Below are 20,808 nucleotides of genomic sequence, written 5' to 3' on the forward strand. Positions count from 1 at the left end.
AAAACGTCAAGATGAAAGGATTTAAGATTTTTTATGGAACTTTTAGAGCAGGCCGCCGGTCACCATGCCGTTGCGATGGCTGAGGGTCATCAGCGTCCCACCAAGGGCGATCGCCCCCGCCAAACCGATGAGTACCGGCTGTAGCCCCCACCAAGTCTCCGCTAAACCAACCACCGCCAAGGGCACACTGAGGGCAATATTCACGAGATTATTTTGTAGCCCAAAAATCGTCCCCCGCTGTTCGGCTGGGGTCATTAGTTGAATTAAGGTTTGCATCGGAATCGCCACAAAGGCGGCAAAGAAGCCCAAACCAATGATGTAGCCCATGCTCCAAGCCAAAGAATCCAAACTCAGGGACAGACCAAGAAACATGCCCCCCATGCCCCAACAGCCCACTAAACCCGACCAGCCGTAGGCAAAGTGCTTGCCCACCGTATTCAAGAGCAGTGCCCCTAGCCCGAGTCCGCCGGCCGCAGCCGCCAAAAGAAACCCAAATTGATCCGTATCGAGGCTGGGTAAGACCTCCGCAAGGCGCACTACCAAAACCGACATCGCCGCGACAATGGCAAACAGCAGGATGAGTTGCAGCAGGGCAAAACGCAATGCTGTATATTCCTGCAAAAGCTGAAGGCCTTGGCGGAGTTCTTGCCACACTTGACGATAGTGGGTTGGCGGCAGATGACACTGATCCGGTGGCCGCAGCAGCATGAGTAGGAGTGCTGCCCCCCCATAGCAGGCACTGACAAAGACAGCCCCACCCCACTGGGAGTGCCAGTGGCTCGCAAGATTCAAAAGCGGTTCACCCGCAGCGAACCCCACCACGAGAGCAGCCATCATCGTCAGGGTATAGAGGGAGTTGGCGGACATCAGATGGGACTTATCCACCAGCAGCGGAATGGCCGCCTGTTCTGCGGGGGCAAAAAACTGGGTTAAACAGGAAATCGTAAACGTGATCAGCAACAGCGCCATAAACCCAAACCATTGCCCGGCGCCAGGGAGAATCGTGATCGGAATCCCTAAGACAAGGAGGGCACGGTAGAGATTGGTGACAATGAGCACCTGTTTTTTTGACCAGCGATCCACCAGCACCCCCGCCACCGATCCGAGGAGAATGGCCGGAATCGTAAAGGCCACCATGATGGCCGACACCCAGCCACTAATACTCTGGTGTGCCGCTTGGAAAAACTCTGTAGTGAGGGCAATTACAAATACAAGGTAAATTTTGTCAGCCAACTGTGAGCAGACCTGCGCCAACCAAAGAGCAATAAAATTGCGGTTTTGCCAGAGGGGAGGCACCGGTGGTAGGGGGAGATCTATGCGAATGTCTTGCTGCTCAATGGTCATGGCTGGGACACCGCAACAGGTGAAAAACAACTATCAAGGAGGGGGGGCACCCGCAACGTTTGCTCCAGATGAAATTGCAGGTACTGGCGCAACACCCGCTCAAGGGACAGCCAAACACTAAGGGGATAGGTCTCGGCTTGGGCAAGGAATTCATCCCGTGCCAAGGATGGGGTGGTGGGCAGTGCTAGCCATTGCCCGAGGCGCACTTCACTTGCTGTCAGTTGGCGATCGCCCTCTGAAGACACCGCCGCAAGAGAGTTGTTGGGACGCGCCTCAGTAAGGGTAAAAACGCCTCCCCTAGCAAAACTAAAGCCCACCCGCCAGTCGGTATCCGCCGCAGGAACAGCAATCTGGCAGCCACTTTCATGGCACTGGTACCATTCCGGGGCAATGCCCCCCAATCGCAAGATGCCCCACAGGCCGCGCACCAATAGCGCTAGGGCAGCGCGACTCGAAACCCCCTGAAGCTGGTCTAAGGTGGTACAGAGCCAATCAAAGAGATCCGGTTGAGGCTGCTGCGGATGGACTTGGTAGAGCACCACCTCACCGAGATATTGGGCAGCGGTCAGAGTGGTCAAGTGGCTGTTGAGGCCTTGGTAGGTGGCGACTGTTTCTGCTTGGAGAATGCGATCTAAATTGCGGCCAGGACTAATAAAGAGGTCATTGACGACAAACAAATCCACCCGTCCGCCCAGTTTCGAGCGGGAGCCACGGCTATGGGGGGCGACTAACTTCAACAGCCCGCGATCGCGACTAAAGACACTGAGCAGGCGATCGCTTTCCCCCAGGGGCATGGCCTTGAGGTTAATGCCAATTGTGCGGTAGGTGCGACCCATCCGAAGTATCCAGACAATAGCAGCACATTTTTAGCCTATCTTTTAGGCTATCGCGGCCAGTCCCCTATCCACTAATCAACTTGTCGCGGGCAAACCATTCCACCCCATGCTGGTTAATCTCTTCCCGCAGAGTTGCATTCTCGATGCTGTGATAGACGAGGAGATCCACCCGTTGGGCAATGGGCAGTTCAGCGATCGCCTCGGCAAGGGCAGCTTGATCACTAAGGGTGAGGTTCTCGCCAAAGAGGACAATATCAATATCCGAAGTTGTTCTGAAGGTACCGATCGCCCGTGAGCCAAAGAGGACGATTCGTTCTACCTTGGGATTGGCCGTTAGAGTGTCAACGATGGCTTTGCGTTTTTCTGGGGTGAGTCCGTCCGTCATTGTTGATATTTTTCCTGCAAGCAGTTGTACAGTTTCCGAAAAACAGGAGTCAACCTGTGTTTGATCAGTCGTTCCGCCTCTTTTGTCGTTTGCTCTTCGTAGGTATGGCTCAAGAGATTTCGCTTTGCCAAGGCATCTAGCAGTGTCTCCGTGTCTTCCTCCGTGAGATAGCCCGTCTCAAAGGCCTTGCGAATAGCTTCTCTGGGAGTTTTCACATCCAGCCCCTCATAAAAAAGAAGGTCTTTCAATGTTTTCCACGCTAGTTCAAGGGTGAACTCAAACATTTGCACCAGACCGGCTCGCTCTAGTTCCGAATACTCCTCCTGAGCACAGGCGGTTTCTAGGCGGATTAGGGCGCGACCAAAGTTCTGCAACCGCTGTTGCCAACGCATCGCATCTCTATTCGTCATGTTTTATGAACCGTTGTTTCTCCGATTATCGCCAACGAAAGGCGGGGTCTAGCTCATAGCCGAACCGCGTCGCATCTACGGCTGTTAAGTCAATATCCCCAAGGCCATATTCCTGCCAGCGTTCTGTGACTCGCCGTGCCACCTCAGGATCCGATGTGAGGGGATCGCCCCAAGGATGGTCTGTTTCTGGGGGAATTTTCGTGGTGGCATCAATGCCCATGCGTCCCCCAAGGCCGATTTTTTCGCTGGCAAAGTCAAGGGAGTCAAAGGGGGTATCTCCCAAAATAAAGACATCGCGGCTGGGATCCACCTTGGAGCTGATCGCCCACACCACCTGACGCGGATCACGAATATTGATCTCTTTGTCCACAACAATCACAAACTTGGTGTAGGTAAATTGGGGTAGGGCACTCCAAAAGGCGAGGGCAGCGCGGCGTGCTTGGCCAGGATAGGCTTTGTCAATGGAAATAATCGCCGCCTTATAACTGAGGGCTTCCATGGGCAAAAAGAAGTCCACAATCTCCGGTACCTGCTGCCGCAAAATGGGTGTGTAAATGCGGTTGAGGGCAAGGGCAATCATGGCCTCTTCCTTGGGGGGGCGACCGCTAAATGTTGTCAGGTAAATGGGATTGCGGCGATGGGTCAGGCAGTGGAAATGAATGACGGGGGAGTCTTCAACGCCACCGTAGTAGCCCATGTGATCGCCACAGGGGCCATCGGGCAAAACTTCACCGGGGGTAATGGTGCCCTCAAGGACAAATTCCGCGTGGGCAGGCACCTCGAGATCAAGGGTTTTGCACTTGGCCAAATGAATGCCGCCCCCACCATAGAGACCCGCAAAGAGCCATTCGGATAAATCCACGGGAATTGGCGTTGCCGCCGCCATGATGATTAGAGGATGCACCCCCAATGCCACAGCCACTTCTAGCTTCTTGCCACGGGCGGCAGCTTTGCGGAGATGGCGTGCTCCTCCCCGCACTGAAAGCCAATGCACGGTCATGGTGGTTGGGGATTGCAGTTGCAAGCGGTAAACCCCGACATTGGGAATGCCCGTCTCACAGTCTTTGGTAATGACGAGGCCAAGGGTGATAATTTTGCCTGCATCCTTGGGGTAGGGGCGAATCAGGGGCAGTTGCCGTAGATCCAAATCGGGGTCTTTGATCACCACCTGCTGACAGAGGGGTAACAAATCGCGACTCGGCTTGGCACGGACGACATCAAAGAGAATTTTGCCGAAATCAAGGGCTTGACTCAGGGTTTTGGGCGGCTTCGGCTGTTGTAGCTTAGCCAACTTTTCCCCGAGGGTCTCTAGCTCTAAGGGGTGGTTCATGTTCATGGCCCAGCACACGCGCTCGACGGTGCCCAAGAGGTTAATTGCCACGGGATAGGGAGAGCCAATGACCTTTTCAAACAGTAACGCTGGCCCGCCGGCAGCCAACAGGCGGTTACAGATTTCCGCCATCTCCAGATCGGGATCAACGGGTACGGTGATGCGTCGCAGTTGTTGCCGCTGTTCTAAAAGCTGGAGATATTGCCGCAGGTCGTTCGTCATCGGGGATCAAAATCGCTTAATCTCTTTTATGTTAAGAATCTTTAGCCAATCGTGCAGGAATGTCATGGCGGTTCATCCCACGGCAGTGATTGAGGCGGGTGCCCACATTGGGGAAGAAGTGGAGATTGGTCCTTTTTGCTATGTGGCGGCCACGGTGGAGATTGGACGCGGTACGCAGTTGGCTCCCCATGTCACCCTGTTGGGATATACCCGTCTTGGCGAGAACTGTAGAGTTCACAGTGGGGCAGTCATTGGCGATCTCCCCCAAGATGTGGCTTATCAGGGGGGGATTAGCTATGTCCACATTGGCGATCGCTGTACGTTGCGCGAGGGCGTGACCATTCATCGGGGAACCCAACCAGAAACCGTCACCCATGTCGGGCATGATTGTCTGCTGATGGCCCACAGTCATCTAGGTCACAATGTCTATGTGGGAAACCATGTGACGATCGCCAATAATACTTTGATTGCCGGGTATGCCCATGTGGGCGATCGCGCCTTTATCAGCGGGAACTGCCTTGTGCATCAATTTACCCGTATTGGTCGCTTGGCCATGCTCTCCGGCGGCACTGCCATTCAAAAAGATGTGCCCCCCTTTTGTATGACCCGTAGTCTGAGTACCAATACGATCATGGGCTTAAATGTGGTGGGTTTGCGACGTGCTGGCTTTTCAGCGCAAGAGCGCCAACTGCTTAAAAAAGCGCTGGATATCCTCTACCGCTCCCAATTCACCACCTCCCAAGCGGTACAGCACCTGCGGGAACAGTTTATCCATCCCCTCATTCAAGAGTTTTGCGATTTTATTAGTGCCTCAGAACGAGGGATTTGCCACTTTGTCCGCCGGGGGGAAGGGGGTGATCTCTCCTGAGGAGGATCAACTTTTCGAGTACGATCGCCCAACAGACGCTTGCTCCTATTCCCCATGCCTGAAGTGCTGTTATTATCCCTGATGAGCGGTAGCCTCGGTGTCTCAGCACTGCTTTACTATCAGTGGTGGGGCTGGCGGGAGCAACTCAGCCAACAACGCGATGAAGAAGAGGAACAGTTGACCACCTACCCCTCCAAAGAAGAACAGCGTCAAGTATCCCCCAAGCTGGGAGGTTGGGAATTCAAAATCCTGCGATCGCGCCGCAACCAATTTCATGATCCCGATGTCCTGCGCAAAGTCTGCCAAGAGGAAGCCCAAGGGGGTTGGATTTTATTTGAGAAGCTCGACGATCGCCGATTGCGCTTTAAGCGACCCATGGCCCTGCGGGAAAAAATCAAGCCCAGTGCCAACTACGATCCCTACCGCAGCTACTATGGGTCTCGGTTTGAATGGGAATCTTTGTTGTCCGTGATACTCTTGATGATGATGGCAACCTTACCTGCATATTTGGGCTATCGCTTGGTTATTCTCAGTCAACGCTTAGCCCCACTGCCAACCACTACTCCATCTGCTCCATTGCGTCCCTAAGGTGCCTATGTCCTCCCTCAGTTTGCTTAGTGTGGGCACAACCCTCCAAGGGGGAAAATATCGCCTCGATGCCCTTTTGAGTCAGGGGGGCTTTGGTGTCACCTATCGCGCAACCCACACCCTGCTCCATCAGCCAGTGGTGCTCAAAACATTGAACTTGCAGCAGGAACCCCCGAAGCGGATTCATGATCTGGGGGAGCGCTTTATCCAAGAAGCGCAGCGCCTTGCCCAGTTTAATCATCCCCACATTGTGCGCGTCAGTGATTGCTTTATTGAGGGGGGGCGTCCCTTCATTGTCATGGACTATATCCCCGGACGCACCCTTGCCCAAGTGATTCAGGAGGAAGGCCCCCTACCGGAAAAAACGGCTCTCCACTATATTCGCCAAGTGGCTAGCGCCCTTGAATTAGTGCATGAGCATGGGCTGCTGCACCGCGATGTCAAGCCCGATAACATCATGCTGCGGGACGGCACAGATCAAGTGGTGCTGATTGACTTTGGCATTGCCCGTGAATACACTGCTGGGGTGACGGAAACAAATACGGGACTGCTCTCAGCAGGTTATGCGCCGGTGGAGCAGTATTTACCCCGCCACCAATGGACGCCGGCAACGGATGTCTATGCCCTAGCAGCAACGCTCTATGCCCTTTTGGCGGGACGCCCTCCTGTGGCCTCGGTCTTGCGCGATCGCGTGCCTCTCGAGGATTTACGCCAGTTTCAGCCCAATCTTAGTCAGCGCACCATTGATGCCATTGAAGCAGGAATGGCTTTGGATGTCCGCGAACGTCCCCAAACGGTGCGGGCGTGGCTGCAACTGCTCATGGGACAGCCCGTGGCGCGTCAAACCACAGCAACGGTAGCGGTGATGCCGCAGTACCGATCCACTATCTTGGCAAATACTCAACCGGAGGGGACAGCCGTCGTTGCTCCCCTCAAACAACGCAATTTTTCGCCGTGGCTATGGCTATTGGGAACGGCAATCTTTGGCAGCTTAGCAGGCATTGGCCTAGGGCTATTTTTGCGCAACCAACCCGTGGACACAGTCACCCCTCGCCCCCCGCGTCCTCAGGAACAGGAATTTCCACCCACCCTGCCGACCATTGTGCCACCTGTAGAGGTGAGGCCCACTCCCACCCCGACACCGACGCCAGAGCCGGAACCCACCCCTACGGAACCGACGCCCACCCCAGAGCCAACGGAAACGCCTACCCCTAGCCCGAGTCCTGAGGAAGCATCCCCAGAACCAACGCCGACTCCTCCTCCATCCCTCTCTCCAAAACCCCCAAAGTCCCCAAAGCCCCCAAAGAACGCAGAGCCTCCCGTCGCCCCCCCCACCACCGTTGAACCATCTCCACCAACACCTACGCCCTCACCGCCACCGACAGAGGCAATGCCCGAGGTGTCACCCCCGCCAACCAGTAACACTGAACCGGCCACCCCTTAGAGATTGGCTAGTTCTGAAGTGCTCGCAAAAAGGCACCCAAGCGACTAAAGATTCCCTGACCACGGGGTTTGCCTTGGGGCGTCAGGGCACGCTCAATGTCTTCACTACTGGGGCGTTGCTCAAATTCTGCTAGGCAGGTGGGGGCGGTTTTGCCGTATTGCCAAATTTGCCACGGTTGCGGATAACAGCGCCAGAGAATGATGGTTTCTGCGAGGGGACGAAGGTAGTAGCAGGGTTCAAGGGTGTTGAGAAATCGCTCCCGCAGCCGCCGACCGGCGTAGCCAATACCAACGACGGCCACATCCTGAAGCCTTGGGTTCAAAAGGATAAAAGGGCGATCGCCAGCCGTTTCACACATCTGCTCAATGGCATTGACTTCTACAGGGGTTGGGGCAACGATGACAATGGCGCGATCGCTCGCTGCAATGGGTGTCAGTAGTTCATTCACGCCCCGCACACTATAGGCGGTTTCTCCCCATTCGCGACGGGCTAGGGCGGCAGATCCGGCATCGGCAAAAAAGACCTTGAGATCACGACCTAGTTCCTCAAACAAAGGGAGGTAGCCAGCGGCAAAGGCCATCGCATTGAGATCGGGCAACAGGATCTCGATTTGCAGCCGATTTTTCCCCTCTTGAAGCGCAGCTTGGGTGGCCTGTTGGGCTTGGCTAAGGGCAGTCTCCAGACTATCGGGGGGCAGGATCGACATGAGTCTTAAGCGGAGACCTCACTAGCAACGGTGGCAAACAGGCGCTGTAGCTCTTCCACTAGGGCTTTGGCTTGGGCGAGCGTTTGCGGGGTTGTGGATTGTTCCAGTTGGGCGGCGATGGTTTGCATGGCAGTAATGCCGACATTACCACTGGCGCCCTTGAGATGGTGGGCATCCCGCTTAATTTGTTCAATGTTGCCTTGGTTGACAGCGTTAGCCAATGTTTGGAGGCGCTCTTGGGCATCCTCGACAAAGGTTTGCAGCAATTCCATTTCAAACTCGCGATCGCCCCCTGAAAGGGCCGCAAGATAATCCCAGTCAATTGGCGATGTCATCAACTCATTATTCCCGACAGGTTCTTCGTCGCTATTGTAGCCTGTCCCCCGTAGGGCTGTTCAAGGATCAGAGAGGAAAAGCAAGGCTAGATTTGTAATAATTCTTAACTTCTTCAGCGTGGTCTGCCCCCTTGGCGAAACAGGGGATTCGATGGCACTATCGCAGTGGTGAGGCCAACAGTAGCGGCAGGATTGAGGAACGATGGGCGATCGCGTGACGGTGGGGATTGTGGGGGCCTCTGGCTATGGGGGCGTCCAACTGGTGCGTTTACTCCTTGACCATCCCCAAGTGGAGATTGCATACCTTGGCGGTGAGGGGAGTGCGGGTCGCCCCTACACGGAGCTATATCCCCATTTGCAGGGTCGGGTGAATCTCACGGTGGAACCCGTATCTGTGGAGGTGATTCGCGATCGCGCCCAAGTGGTGTTTCTCTCGCTGCCCAATGGCATTGCCTGTAAGCTTGCCCCGCAACTCCTTGAGCAGGGCTGCAAAGTGCTGGATTTGTCGGCAGACTATCGCTTTCAGGATTTGCAAACCTACACCCAGTGGTACGGTGAACCAAGGGAAGATGAGGCTACGGTCCGACAGGCGGTCTATGGGTTGCCAGAACTCTATCGCGATCGCATTCGCCAAAGTGCCCTCATTGGTTGTCCGGGGTGTTATCCCACCGCTAGCTTGCTGGCTCTAGCACCCCTGATGAAGCAGGGTCTGATTGAACCGAATACGGCAATTATTGATGCTAAGTCCGGTACCTCCGGCGGTGGTCGTCAGGGCAAAATCAATCTCCTGCTTGCGGAAGCTGACAACTCCCTTGCTCCCTACAGTGTTGCTCGACATCGCCACACCCCAGAAATTGAAGCTATTTGTAGCGAATTAGCCGGCCAAAGCGTCCTTGTGCAGTTTACGCCCCACCTCGTGCCCATGCCACGGGGGATTTTGGCCACTGTCTATGCCACGCTGCGGGATCCCGGTCTAGTGCGTGAAGATTTAATCACCATCTACCAAGCTTTTTATCGCCATTCCCCTTGGGTGAATATCCTGCCCCCCGGCCTCTATCCCCAGACGAAATGGGCATGGGGCACCAATGCCTGTTTTATTGGCATTGAGGTGGATGAGCGCACCGGCCGGGTGATTGTCATGTCCGCCATTGATAACCTAATGAAGGGACAGGCTTCCCAAGCGGTGCAATGCTTGAATCTAATGATGGGCTGGCCAGAAACGCTGGGCTTACCGCAGGTCGCCTTTTATCCCTAGGACTCAAGTTTCATCCTGTTCGACCAAGGGCAGGCGATCGCCCCGTAATAGCTCAGTGCTGCTTGCACTCAAGGACAATCCCATCTGCCATAATCCCTGCCCTAGGCACAAAGCCGCTAGAAAGGGAGCGGTACTCAAGCTTAACAGTAGTGTTGTCGGTGCTAAGCGAGCCATCAGAACGCATCAAGAACTAATCAACATCTGAACTATCCGTATCCTCCTCAGGAGGAACATTGGCAAAGAGCAAGTCTCGTGATTTCTTCAGTTGCTTCCAAAGTGCCTTAATTTGACTGTAGGCCTCCTCGGTGCTAATTTTGCCGCCGGTTTCCAGACCACAAATATAGCTCACCCGTTGAGCAAATTCCTGCAAATTGGCATTAAAGGCCAAGTTTTGCGGCGTAAATACACCATGGTAGCGGCTGGTGGGGAAGAGGAACTTTTCTTTGTCAAATTCCGGTTTGGGCGATTCAGACACAGGCGTAGCCCTTTGCCAGTGAGGTTACCCCCTATTCTATCGAAAATTTTCAGGTTCCTATGGGCAACAGGCGGCAATTTTTCACAGCAGCCCCAGCATGTGTAATGGCCCTTGACCACTAATCAACTCAATGATCAAGGCTAAAAATCCCAACATTGCTAAGCGACCATTCCAGCGTTCAGCAGCGGAGGTCATCCCCCATTCCCAGCGCTCCTGAGGATAGAGCTTGACGCGCTTGCGAGACTTATTCACTTCGGCAAAGGTGCGGGGTGGAGCAGCAAGGGCGTCCTTCACTAGCTGGGCAAGAGCAGCAATAAACCCCTTGTGATCGTTGAGGGCAGGCACCCGCCGAAAGACTTCAATACCCGCTTCTTCAGCAATCTCGCGGTACTCAATGTCAATTTCTTGAAGCGTTTCAATATGTTCTGAAATAAAGCTAATGGGAACAACAACAAGGGTTTTCACCCCTTGAGCGGCCAACTCAGGAATCACATCTTCGGTGTAGGGTTGCAGCCACTCCACAGGCCCCACCCGACTTTGATAAGCCAACACATGGACATTGGGGCGATTCAGGGCAGCCATGATGAGCTTTACACAGGCTTCGATTTCCTCTTGGTAGGGATCCCCTGCTTCGGTGACATAGCTTTTGGGAACGCCGTGGGCACTAAAGAAAATCACGGCTTCGTCGGGGTTGGGGCATTGGTCGAGTTCTTGGCGAATCAAGTCCGCCATAGCCGCCACATAGCCGGGGTGGTTGTACCAAGAAGGGATCAGCGTATAGCGAATCTTTTGCAATTCAGGGTCTTGGTTCCACAGGCTCTCTAGGAGGCGAAAACTAGAGCCACTGGTGCTAATGGAAAACTGCGGGTAAAGAGGTAAAATCACTAGATCGCGAATTTGATCTGCTTTGATTTGGGCGATCGCCTCCTCGGTAAAGGGGTGCCAGTAGCGCATACCAATGTACAAATTGGCCTCAATGCCAATGCCTCCTAGGGCATCCTTGAGGGCACGGGCTTGCTGTTCAGTCATCCGCCGCAGGGGAGAGCCGCCACCAATTTGGGCATAGTTGGCCTGAGAGCGCCGGGCACGACTGGCGGAGATAAACCAAGCAAGCGGCTTTTGCAGCCAACGGAAGGGTAGGCGAATAATTTCGGGATCAGAGAACAGGTTGTACAAAAAGGGGCGCACATCCTCGGGGCGATCGGGCCCCCCTAAATTGAGAAGTAGTACACCTGTTTGGCTCGCCATTCCCAAAATCACCTAAATCTTTTCGCGATCGCTTTCTTATTGTGACATACTCTCAGGATCTCAGGGGGAGAAATCTCGGTAAGGTAGGGATGAGAGAATGCGGTTGATGTGTGCAAACGGTGACCTACGCAATTGATTTTGGAACCAGTAATACGTTGGTGGCGCGGTGGAATTATGCCACCCAAGCGGCGGAAGCGGTAACGCTCTCTGGACTCTCGGTGGGGTTTGGTGAGGTACCTGCGCTCATTCCTAGCTTGGCCTATGTGGAGGATGCCAGTGTCCCCCTTGTGGTGGTGGGGCAGCAGGTGCGCGATCGCGGGTTTGATGTCGTGGGCGATCGTCGCTTTTTCTCGCGGTTTAAGCGGGGGATTGGCGCCACCGTACAGGGCTATTTACCCGAGCTGGATGGCTGTTCTTTGAGCTTTGAAACCATTGGTACGTGGTTTTTGCAAGCCCTGTTGAAGGAACTGAAACACACTAGCGGCGGCGATGTCGAACAGGGGTTGATCTTCACCGTGCCGGTGGATAGCTTTGAAACCTATCGCAGTTGGCTGTTGCAGGTGTGTGAGGGGTTTGCCATTGAGCAAATTCGCCTCTTGGATGAACCGACGGCTGCGGCCTTAGGTTATGGCGTGGCCGATCGCCCGCTGATTTTAGTGATTGATTTTGGTGGGGGCACCCTCGATCTCTCCCTTGTGGAACTCAAGACCGATCAACGCCAAAGCCGTCCTTTGGGATTTATTCTCAAGTGGGGCGATCGCCAGTGGGCCTCAAGCGACAACCAACGGCCTCGCACAGCGCGGGTGATTGCCAAAGCGGGCTTAAATTTAGGGGGCACCGATATTGACCACTGGATTGTTGATGAGTGGGTGAAGCGGGGAATGACCGCCAATAGCCTACTCCTGCGCCTTGCCGAGCGCTTAAAAATTCAACTCTCGCAGCAGCCCTATGCCCAAGAGGTGTACTTTGACAGCGAAGCCTTCACCACCCTTGAACTGCGCCTCGAACGGTCTGAACTGGAGGAGATGCTTCGCCAACAGCAATTTTTCCAACGCCTCGATGATGCCCTCACTCAAGTACTCCAACAGGCTCGCCGCCAAGGGATCACCCCCGACACGATTGATGCGGTGCTCCTAGTGGGGGGGACAACGCAAATTCCCGCAGTGCAAAAATGGGTTGCTGAGTATTTTGAGGCCACAAAGATCAACGCCCAACAGCCTTTTACAGCGGTGGCCATGGGTGCTCTAGCAGTGACCCAAGGGCTGGATCTCAAGGATTTTCTCTACCACAGCTACGGCATTCGCTTCTGGGATGCTAAGCTCAACCGTCATGGCTGGCACCCCATTATCCAGCGGGGACAACCCTACCCCATGGGCGAACCCGTGGAATTGATTTTAGGGGCCTCGACGGAGGGACAGCCCAGTATTGAACTGGTGATTGGTGAATTGGGGGACGAGCAAGGGGGTGTGGAGATCTTTTTTGATGGCGATCGCCTGATTACCCGTAGTGCCGGTGAACGCACGGTGCAGCCCCTCAATGACACCCCCCAAGGCAAAACCCTCGCCAAGCTGGATCCCCCTGGCTATCCGGGGAGCGATCGCATTCGGGTTCTCTTTCAAGTGGATGGCGATCGCCAACTGCGAGTTACCGTTGATGACTTGCTCACCCAAGAGCGTCTCATCAATAATCAAATCGTCACCCAATTGCGTTGACCGAATTGCATTGTGGCTCCCCATTCCCTACCCCAAACTACTGCCTATGTCCGCATCATTGCCCACAGTTGGCAAGAGGGTCACATTCGTGGCCATGTCTGCGCCAGCGAGTACCAGTGGGAATTTTGCTGGCAATTTAAGGCGAAAAAACTGCAAATCTCCCCAGCCCTTGGGCGTGCTCTGATCAAAGAACCCTTGGGGCGGTTTCTGGAAGCCCAAGACTATCAATTGGAGCCGGGGGGCGATTATGAATTTGTTGTCCGTGCCAAGTTTTAGGTGCGTTCCGCTGTGCCTAAGCTACAATCAGTGAGGAAACCTGTGCTGATATTGCCAGATAGCCTATGTTCTTGAGCGAATTAGCGCCCCTTGTCAAAGAGTTGAGCCAAAAACCCGTTGCCTTTATGGGCGGCTTTGTCTCTGGATTGTTGGGGTTGAGCCTTGATCAAAAGCCAGTCAGCGATTGGCTCAAGCAGTACGGCGACTATCAGCCCCCCAGCCCGCCGCCACCCCCCCCCAGTGACTTCAAGAGCATTCGAATTGAGTAAGGACACGAGCCACTGCCTGCCGTTGATCCCGTAGGGTCAGCCAGCGGTGGTAGGTTTGGGTATGAATCGCCACACTGTGTCCCATCATCCGTGCGGCAACGGTATCGGGTAAGCCATAGTGAATTGTGCGCACCGCCCACGCATGGCGCAAGTCATAGGGACGAAAGGGCAAGCCGTAGCGACGGAACTGTTGATTTACCCGCTGGCCAATGCGTTGGAGGGTTGTTTGGGTCAAATCCGTATTGATCCTCGGCAACTGGGGCGATCGCAAGCCAAACACCTCGACCCACTGGGGAGGAAAGGGCCACACCTGATGGCAGCCAGTTTTTGTCGTTTCCTGCACCTCGATCATCCCTTCCGCGTCACCTGTGACAAGGCCACTTAAATCGCAGAAGAACACTTCATGATTGCGCAGGCCATAGGCCGCCATCAAGCCATAGACATAGCGCCACTGGGGATTGGGAATTTGCTGGTAGGCGGCTAGAATCTCCTCATCACTGGGTAACTCCCGTGGTTGGAGCGATCGCCGCGAATAGGTGCCCCAAAACTGAGCTAGGGGAATCGGTAACTCTACCCCTAGGAACCGACAAAACCTTTGAAAGGCGGTACAGGCCACCTGCCGTTGTCGCTTATCAGCGGGGATTTGCTGCAACAGGCCATAGATCAGTTCTGGTAATGAATGGTCGGGATGGGCAGCGGCGGCTTTGAGCAACTGCCGCAAATAGGGGGCATAGGCCGTTTCCCAAGTGGTGCGGCTGAGATCCCCTTGAGCCAACAGGGCAGTTTCAAAAGCAGTAATTTGTTCCCCCAAGGATAACTCCCCAAGGCGCCCTAAGCCCTTGACCCGTTCATAGTCCTGCCAGCGAAAGGTGTTTTCCAGTAATTTGGCGGCAATAATTTTGGCTTCCTTTTCCGCTGCCTTAAGACCGCTGGGGGTGGCGGGTAACCCTAGACTTAAACGCTGTTGGTGGGGGCGGAGCCGATGACTGCCCGGTCGTGGCGGCAGGGTACCCCGCAGGCTGAGACGTTGGCCGCGTTGTTCAATTTGCAGACCCAACTGCGCCAGTTTGAGGCGTTGATTGACCTGCTGAAGTTGTTGGTCAAGTTTCTGAGGGGACGTGGCCATTGCTGAGGGACTCAGAACTCAACTCGCTGCCGAAATGACCAAAACTGCGGCGCGGACGTTTTTTCCAAGGAATATCGAGAACCCCCGCTTGGGAGCGGCTACGACTGGACTTGTGCTCAACTTTGACGGGGCGATAGTTCGTGAGGAGGCGCAGGCTATTCAGTTCGGCCAAGAGGGTTGCTCCATTGCTAATCAAGACGGCAATCACAGGGTGCAAGCTCAAAAAGACCCCCGCTAAAACCACACTGACATTGGGAATGACCACAAGGGCGATATTTTGATTGATAATGTTCATCACTTCTTGGCTGAGGGCGATCGCCTGCACCAGTCCCTCAAGGCGATTATTCATCAAGAGAAGATCTGCGGTTTGCCGCGCCGCATCACTGCCTTCAGAAAGGGTAATGGAAATATCAGCGTAGGCCATTGCTGCTGTATCATTGAAGCCTTCGCCCACATAGGCCACGACTTTTTCGCCACCATTTTTAAACTTCTCTAGAAGTTCAACTTTGTCCTCTGGCATTTTATTGGTATAGATTTGACCGAGACGAAAGCCAGTGGCATAGCCCACCGCATTGGCGACTTCGTGGTGATCTCCCGTCACCATATAGCACTCAATACCCCGCTGTTGCAGAGCGGCAATCACACTAGCGGCTTCAGAACGCACGGGGTTGCTATAGAACACCAGTGCCACCAGTTCACCATTACAGGCAACACAGACAAGGGAGCGGTTCCAAAGCACGCCTTCATGGGTGCGCAGTTCATCAAGATCAATGGGCACTTGGCGATCGCGCATCAGTTGGGGGGTGCCCACCAAAATCTCTTGCCCCTCGACGGTTGCCGCAACTCCTTTACCCGGCTCATAGACCCAGTTGCTATAGGTTCCCCCCTCAATCCCGCGTTCAGCCGCATACTCAAGGATGGCAAGGGCAAAGGGGTGATTGATTGACTGTTCCACAGTTGCCAGCCAATAGAGCAGCGTTTGTTCACTCAGGCCGGGCTTGAGGAGATTGACCCCCACAATGGTTCCCTTCACTTCCGTCAGTGTGCCGGTTTTGTCAAAAACAATGACATTAACCCGTGAGAGCAGTTCAAGGGCGCGGCCATTGCGAAAATACACCCCGACATGGGGCGCATGGGTGAGGGCTGCCAAAATCGCAGTGGGAATGGTAATGCCAATCCCTGAGCCAAAATCCAATTGCAGAGGGGCGATCGCCCGATGGGCATCCAAGGTAACCCCATAAACAATGGCAGCCACGCCCATTGCCGGCAAAATGGCTTGGTTCGAGATTTCCTCAGCGTAGTTTTCAATGCGGGTATCCAGTTGCGGCGCTTGGCGAGCCAGTTGCAGCGTTTTGCCCACCTGCGTCTCTTCACCAACGGCTTCAGCAACAACGCAAATTTGTCCCCGCACCACAAGGGAAGAGGCCAGCACCGTTTGCTCAGGTTCACAGGGCAGTAGATCCGACTCTCCCGTGAGAAACTGCCGCTGAATCACGGCGGATCCCCAGAGCACGGTACCATCCACGGGCACCGCAGATCCGGCGGCCACAATCACGCGATCGCCCACCTGTAGCTCGCGCACAGAGACATTTTGGCGAGTGCCGCCCCGCTCTACCCAATAGGTGCGCTGTTGATCGAGGGGGTCAAAGACTTGGTTTTCCCCCACTTGAGCGGTCATATCCCGCAGTGACCCCCCCACTTGCCCCATAAAGGCAGCTAACACCGGCGCCATGTATTCCCCTTGCAGCGTATGCAGAATCGTCCAGAGGGATTCCAGTTGGGTGACGTTGAGATGGCGGTGTTCGAGGCTCTCTAGGGCTTCTTGGAAGGTGGGCAGTGCCACAATCACAATCACAGTGGCGACAATGGCAGGGTAGAAGGGGGTTTGTACTGGTAGTAGCGCCACGATCGCCAGCGCCAAGGTGGGTAGCGCCATTTTCTCGATAAAGTAAGCGGTGTTCCAAGGGGAGTACACCAACTTATCAATGGGCAGCATCCCCGGTAAGGGTAAACGCTCATCTGCTGCGGCCTGAATCAATTGGCCAAAGCGGTGAAGGGGATTGTCAGCTTCAGGACTGTATTGAACAATCAGGCTAGCGGCGGGCAAGTTAAGGCGAATTTGTTGCACACTGTCTTCTTGAACAAAGAGAGCTTGCAGTTGCCGCCCATAGCGATCGTCATATTGCAGGCGGGGAATCCGCAACCGCACTCGCCCCGGTAGGTGATGCACCACTTCGTAATGAACCCTTGCTGGCGGCGGGGAAACCACAGTTGCAGTCATGATCAATTACCCCTAAGGATCGGTTAAGAAAAGGGCTGGGGGGAGCGATGGCGATGGGTCGGCGCACTAATGAGGTCATTGATATTCTGCTGCATTGTTAGGCAAATTGCATCCAAGGGCAGATCATTGAGGTCACGGCCAAAGGGATTTTCAATTTCGATGCCAATTTCTTCAACGCCAAAGAGGGTAAAAGCAATGAGTCCCACCATTGGGCCTGTCCACCACACGAGGTTATCCACCAGTTGAAAGGGTAGCAGCAAGCAATAGAGAAATAATAGCTGCTTGAGATGAATGGCATAGGCAAGGGGCATCGGTGTTTTCAAAATTCGCTCACAGGCACCCATGGCATCCACCAATTGCACCAACAGTTCATCTATGTAGGTGAGTTGATATAGGGACAGGTGCCCTCGGCGGTGTTGTTGGTGCAGATAGTCCTCAATCCACAGGGCAATGCGCAAGGGGACATTTTGCACCGTTTGTAGCTCTTTGTATTGATGGGGCTTGAGCAGGGGTTCCAGTTCGGCAAAGGATTCTCCTCGCAGGTGTTGCTTGGTGGCGATCGCAAACACCCCCACTAAATGAACGGCATCAATTTTGGCTTGGTGATCCTCCGGACTATTTTCGTCAATGGCAGTCCACATCAAGCGGGTTAGGCTGCGGGAATTATTCACAATGTTGCCCCACTGGCGGCGGCCTTCCCAAAAGCGCTCATAGGCAGTGTTGGTGCGAAAGACGAGGAGCAACCCCAGCACAATCGAGGGAATGAGACTGCCTAGCACTGGCCAGTGGACATTGATCACATAAAGGTCGATCACCGTCACCAAGACGCCAAAGCCACCGCAAAAGAGGACTTCCGAAAGAATGGCCGGAATGACCGAGCCGCGCAAACGCAGCGCCAGACGTAACCATTGCGGCGGTTGCAACAAAAACTTCGCCACGCCCGACCGATCTCGGGGTAATTGGCGTCTGAAGGGGTGAAAACCGAGGAAAGAGAAGCGGCTCATGAATACCAGTGGGCGATTCCCACCCCAATCTTTAGCACACTGGCGTACTGAAACCGTGTTTTTACCGCAAAGAACAACCGAAGAGACTGCAAATCTTAAGAAAATCCGTTAGCCCTTGCCATTCCCCCACAGAAGTGTTAAGTTATATTAAGAACATAAAACACTTTGTAACAAACGGAGGACAAAAATGAGAGGTGGTAGCATCATTGATGATCAAGGCAAAATGAACAACTTTGCCATTGAACCCAAAATGTACGTGATGAGTGAACCGCAAGCCGGCTTTACTCCCTATGCAGAACTGTTCAATGGTCGCTTGGCCATGATTGGCTTTATCTCCCTGCTGGCCTTGGAAGTGATTACGGGTCACGGTCTGATTGGCTTTTTGAATAGCCTCTAGGTCGTCGCTGCGCTCTTAGGCATATCCGTTCTTCAGCAGCCCTTGTGCGGTTAGAAAGAACAAATAACTCATGGAATGGGTCAGCCTGCCTCTCGGGGTGGGCTTTTTGCTTTTAGTCTTTATTGGAATTAGTCTTTATTGGAATTAGTAAATCATAAATTATTGTTTACATCTTGCTTCTATGGACAGAGCTATGTAAACTAACCAAAAAATCGTCTATTTAACCTATGCTGCGAGAAAAAATTTTGCGCATCCTCGGCTACTCGACCAAATGCCTGTGGGCTGATCTGGCAGTTTTGTTCGGTTTGGGTTGTGCAGGCGTGGGCATTGGCTATGGCAATATGGCTGTAGCCACCGGCGGTGTCTCAATTAGTCTCAGTGCGGCTTGGTTTTCCATTCGCGAGAATCAGCAAGCTCTCCTCAGTCAGCAACCTCAAAGGGCGATCGCCCCAAGGGATCAAACAGATGTCAGTTTAGATCACTCCCAGCGAGAATCCCTAGAGCAAATTCTTGATCTATGTCGCAATTTCTACAGTAGAGCGCATTCACAGCTTCCCAGTAATTTCCAAGAGAAAGATGTGCAAGTTGTCCTTGAAAGGCTCTTGAGAAGTACGTTTCCCAACTCGGATATTAGACGGGAGTACCCTATTCCTCAGCCCTACTCCCATGGTCGATTGATTGACTTTATGCTTGTTGATGAGAAGGTGGCAATTGAGGTCAAGGTAGTCTCAGCACAGAGAGGGGTAGTCTCAGCACAGAGAGGGCGCAATCGATTATTTGACGAATTAGCAATAGACCTTGAAGCGTACCGCCATAGTGAAATGAGTTTTAGAAAATTGATTTGTTTTGTTTACGATCCTAATAATCAATTACCCAATCCGCGTGGCTTTGAAAATCACCTGAGGGGCGATCGCGGGGGATTTGAGGTCATCACAATCGTGGCACAAAATCCTTATCAGGCTAATGGAGTCGCTTCAGCGGGATAGGTGAGTAACAATCACGCAGTTTAAGGCCTTGAAAGGATCGCAAGACAATTGCTTTTCGGGCAACACTTTGCTTAATATCTGTCTCAGGGCATTCAGCACCTTTTCTTGCATATCTTCAACCTCGGACAGTCCTGCCAGTTGATGGACAACGTTATTGCGTTGCTGATAGTAGGCCTCGATCCGCTGGAAGTGAGGAGCAAGATCCATTGTTTGGGAGTCATACTCTAAAACTGCTAGCAAAAGCTCCCGCGTCACGACATCAAGGAACAGGCGATCGCCATTTTTGCGCTGGTAGCTTCTGAGGTATTGCCAAAGCCGACCGTGATCGTGGTGTTGCAGCAAGTTCAAGCTGCGTTCTCGCGTTGCTCCATCAGTTGTAATGTCAAGACCCACCGTCTCTTGTACAAAGTATTGCAATAAGTTTTCGTACAAACTCATGGCCAAGATTAGGGCTTCTGCATAGCGCCCCACCGTAAATAGGCCAACAACTTGAAAGTAAGTGTCCCGAAAGAGGGCGTGGCGATTGTTCTGCCGCAGTTGGGCGATTTCCTGAAGCCAGAGCTTTTCAATCTTAGTTTTGTAGGGGTTGATGGCATCAAAGGCTTGGTGGTAGTTGCGGGCAAGGCGATATTTACCATAGCGAATCAGTGCTAAGGCCAGAGGAGCCTCAATAGAGCTATGCTTGAGGGAAATTTCAGCCCCTTGGTAGTCATAACTATCCAACTGCTGTTGAATCCCTTGACGATCTAACGCTTGGCGAAAGACATTTAAGTCCACCGCAAATACTCGCTTTTGACCCGGTCGAATTTCTTGGGGATTGCGGGCTTGCCATAGCCGGAGTCGGTGTTGCGTCTCGATCGCCTGTAAAATGCCCCAAGCCGCTTTCATGGCGGGGGTACCAGAGGAACCATTCAGTTCTAGCCAGTCGTTGGAGCCTTGATAATACTTGGCTAGGTGTAGTGCGCGCTTGGCCTCTTGGACGGCGATGACAGGGTTAATTGGGTCTGCGGAGAGTTCCCTGCTGACCACTTTTAGGTGAATTGCCGCCTCGCCAATTTGCAGCTCACTGTGAAGCCAGTCCTTGGTGTCGATCGCCCGTTGTTGAAAGTCTTCTGTGTAGAGCAATAGAACCCGTTTGATCGGCTGCTGTTGGGCTAAAAACTTTGCCAGTGAAACAATGGAGCCTTCTTGGTTGGTTTTCTCAGAGTACGGATCTTGATGACCCACAAAGGAAAGGAGAATGCTACAACCCATAGTGGTTTTCACAGAAGGTCTCTTGTCTATGTTGCCGCAATCATCCCCTATATTTCA

Annotated in this window: 23 protein-coding genes; 9 read left to right on the forward strand and 14 right to left on the reverse strand. The window is 53.6% G+C overall.

Annotated elements, in window-relative coordinates:
• Nucleotides 1-42: 42 nt before the first annotated feature.
• The 5 genes from M0644_RS04570 to M0644_RS04590 all read right to left on the reverse strand — a co-directional run bounded on the left by M0644_RS04570 (nt 43) and on the right by M0644_RS04590 (nt 4,527).
• Nucleotides 43-1,344, reverse strand: coding sequence for an MFS transporter (locus M0644_RS04570; RefSeq protein ID WP_286626799.1), 1,302 nt, complete (start codon nt 1,342-1,344; stop codon nt 43-45).
• Entirely contained in the window at nt 1,341-2,180 is an 840-nt protein-coding gene (gene recO, locus M0644_RS04575; protein WP_286626800.1) for a DNA repair protein RecO, read from the reverse strand. Before recO ends, M0644_RS04570 begins: the two co-directional genes overlap by 4 nt.
• A 64-nt stretch (nt 2,181-2,244) precedes the next feature.
• Nucleotides 2,245-2,565: a nucleotidyltransferase family protein gene (locus tag M0644_RS04580; RefSeq protein ID WP_286626801.1), complete on the reverse strand. Its 321-nt coding sequence runs from the start codon at nt 2,563-2,565 to the stop codon at nt 2,245-2,247.
• Nucleotides 2,562-2,975 carry an HI0074 family nucleotidyltransferase substrate-binding subunit gene (locus M0644_RS04585; protein WP_190278225.1) on the reverse strand — a complete coding sequence of 138 codons (414 nt, stop codon included), beginning with the start codon at nt 2,973-2,975 and terminating at the stop codon, nt 2,562-2,564. The genes M0644_RS04580 and M0644_RS04585 overlap by 4 nt, the downstream gene beginning before the upstream one ends.
• A gap of 25 nt (nt 2,976-3,000) precedes the next feature.
• Complete coding sequence (locus M0644_RS04590) at nt 3,001-4,527, reverse strand: UbiD family decarboxylase (protein WP_149818584.1); 1,527 nt, start codon at nt 4,525-4,527, stop codon at nt 3,001-3,003.
• Between the two features lie 64 nt (nt 4,528-4,591).
• Here M0644_RS04590 and lpxA point away from each other — a divergent pair, with 64 nt between their 5' ends.
• From lpxA to M0644_RS04605, 3 genes are read left to right on the forward strand one after another with little or no spacing between them, the layout of a single operon-like run.
• Nucleotides 4,592-5,395, forward strand: coding sequence for an acyl-ACP--UDP-N-acetylglucosamine O-acyltransferase (gene lpxA, locus M0644_RS04595; RefSeq protein WP_190278226.1), 804 nt, complete (start codon nt 4,592-4,594; stop codon nt 5,393-5,395).
• A gap of 54 nt (nt 5,396-5,449) precedes the next feature.
• Entirely contained in the window at nt 5,450-5,983 is a 534-nt protein-coding gene (locus tag M0644_RS04600) for a hypothetical protein (RefSeq protein ID WP_286626804.1), read from the forward strand.
• 7 nt (nt 5,984-5,990) lie between these two features.
• Nucleotides 5,991-7,427 carry a serine/threonine-protein kinase gene (locus M0644_RS04605; RefSeq protein ID WP_286626806.1) on the forward strand — a complete coding sequence of 479 codons (1,437 nt, stop codon included), beginning with the start codon at nt 5,991-5,993 and terminating at the stop codon, nt 7,425-7,427.
• A gap of 7 nt (nt 7,428-7,434) precedes the next feature.
• Here M0644_RS04605 and M0644_RS04610 read toward each other — a convergent pair whose 3' ends face one another.
• Entirely contained in the window at nt 7,435-8,133 is a 699-nt protein-coding gene (locus M0644_RS04610; RefSeq protein WP_286626807.1) for a DUF1995 family protein, read from the reverse strand.
• A gap of 5 nt (nt 8,134-8,138) precedes the next feature.
• Nucleotides 8,139-8,468: an Hpt domain-containing protein gene (locus M0644_RS04615; protein ID WP_226972011.1), complete on the reverse strand. Its 330-nt coding sequence runs from the start codon at nt 8,466-8,468 to the stop codon at nt 8,139-8,141.
• Between the two features lie 202 nt (nt 8,469-8,670).
• Between M0644_RS04615 and argC the strand changes: the two genes are divergently transcribed.
• A complete protein-coding gene (gene argC, locus M0644_RS04620; RefSeq protein ID WP_286626809.1) occupies nt 8,671-9,723 on the forward strand; it encodes an N-acetyl-gamma-glutamyl-phosphate reductase in 1,053 nt (350 codons plus the stop codon).
• A gap of 3 nt (nt 9,724-9,726) precedes the next feature.
• Here the strand turns inward: argC and M0644_RS04625 are convergent, their stop codons facing one another.
• The 3 genes from M0644_RS04625 to hemH form a co-directional block, all read right to left on the reverse strand.
• Nucleotides 9,727-9,897 carry a hypothetical protein gene (locus M0644_RS04625; RefSeq protein WP_149818598.1) on the reverse strand — a complete coding sequence of 57 codons (171 nt, stop codon included), beginning with the start codon at nt 9,895-9,897 and terminating at the stop codon, nt 9,727-9,729.
• A 16-nt stretch (nt 9,898-9,913) separates the two neighbouring features.
• Nucleotides 9,914-10,198, reverse strand: a complete 285-nt coding sequence (locus tag M0644_RS04630) for a hypothetical protein (RefSeq protein WP_149818600.1) — start codon at nt 10,196-10,198, stop codon at nt 9,914-9,916.
• A gap of 81 nt (nt 10,199-10,279) precedes the next feature.
• Nucleotides 10,280-11,446, reverse strand: a complete 1,167-nt coding sequence (hemH, locus tag M0644_RS04635) for a ferrochelatase (RefSeq protein ID WP_190278227.1) — start codon at nt 11,444-11,446, stop codon at nt 10,280-10,282.
• A 119-nt stretch (nt 11,447-11,565) separates the two neighbouring features.
• On the opposite strand from hemH, the gene M0644_RS04640 reads away from it, so the two are divergent.
• From M0644_RS04640 to M0644_RS04650, 3 genes are all read left to right on the forward strand, one after another.
• Nucleotides 11,566-13,158, forward strand: a complete 1,593-nt coding sequence (locus tag M0644_RS04640) for an Hsp70 family protein (protein ID WP_286626812.1) — start codon at nt 11,566-11,568, stop codon at nt 13,156-13,158.
• Nucleotides 13,159-13,170: 12 nt separating this feature from the next.
• Entirely contained in the window at nt 13,171-13,434 is a 264-nt protein-coding gene (locus M0644_RS04645; RefSeq protein WP_149818605.1) for a DUF3146 family protein, read from the forward strand.
• A 65-nt stretch (nt 13,435-13,499) separates the two neighbouring features.
• Complete coding sequence (locus M0644_RS04650) at nt 13,500-13,703, forward strand: hypothetical protein (protein WP_011058047.1); 204 nt, start codon at nt 13,500-13,502, stop codon at nt 13,701-13,703.
• Here the strand turns inward: M0644_RS04650 and M0644_RS04655 are convergent.
• From M0644_RS04655 to M0644_RS04665, 3 genes are read right to left on the reverse strand one after another with little or no spacing between them, the layout of a single operon-like run.
• Complete coding sequence (locus M0644_RS04655) at nt 13,681-14,829, reverse strand: tyrosine-type recombinase/integrase (RefSeq protein WP_286626814.1); 1,149 nt, start codon at nt 14,827-14,829, stop codon at nt 13,681-13,683. The genes M0644_RS04650 and M0644_RS04655 overlap by 23 nt on opposite strands.
• A complete protein-coding gene (locus M0644_RS04660) occupies nt 14,804-17,110 on the reverse strand; it encodes a heavy metal translocating P-type ATPase (RefSeq protein ID WP_286626816.1) in 2,307 nt (768 codons plus the stop codon). Before M0644_RS04660 ends, M0644_RS04655 begins: the two co-directional genes overlap by 26 nt.
• 23 nt (nt 17,111-17,133) lie before the next feature.
• Nucleotides 17,134-18,114, reverse strand: a complete 981-nt coding sequence (locus tag M0644_RS04665; protein ID WP_149818611.1) for a bestrophin family protein — start codon at nt 18,112-18,114, stop codon at nt 17,134-17,136.
• 187 nt (nt 18,115-18,301) lie between these two features.
• Here M0644_RS04665 and M0644_RS04670 point away from each other — a divergent pair, with 187 nt between their 5' ends.
• Together M0644_RS04670 and M0644_RS04675 are read left to right on the forward strand one after the other, a co-directional pair.
• Nucleotides 18,302-18,511, forward strand: coding sequence for a chlorophyll a/b-binding protein (locus M0644_RS04670; protein ID WP_149818613.1), 210 nt, complete (start codon nt 18,302-18,304; stop codon nt 18,509-18,511).
• Between the two features lie 227 nt (nt 18,512-18,738).
• Nucleotides 18,739-19,497: a hypothetical protein gene (locus M0644_RS04675; RefSeq protein WP_286626817.1), complete on the forward strand. Its 759-nt coding sequence runs from the start codon at nt 18,739-18,741 to the stop codon at nt 19,495-19,497.
• Here M0644_RS04675 and M0644_RS04680 read toward each other — a convergent pair.
• On the reverse strand, nt 19,486-20,751 hold the full coding sequence (locus M0644_RS04680) for a hypothetical protein (protein WP_286626818.1): 1,266 nt from the start codon (nt 20,749-20,751) through the stop codon (nt 19,486-19,488). The two genes, M0644_RS04675 and M0644_RS04680, sit on opposite strands and share 12 nt — an antisense overlap.
• Nucleotides 20,752-20,808 lie beyond the last annotated feature (57 nt).

The sequence above is a fragment of the Thermosynechococcus sp. B1 genome, from assembly GCF_030322985.1.
Classification (GTDB): Bacteria; Cyanobacteriota; Cyanobacteriia; order Thermosynechococcales; family Thermosynechococcaceae; genus Thermosynechococcus.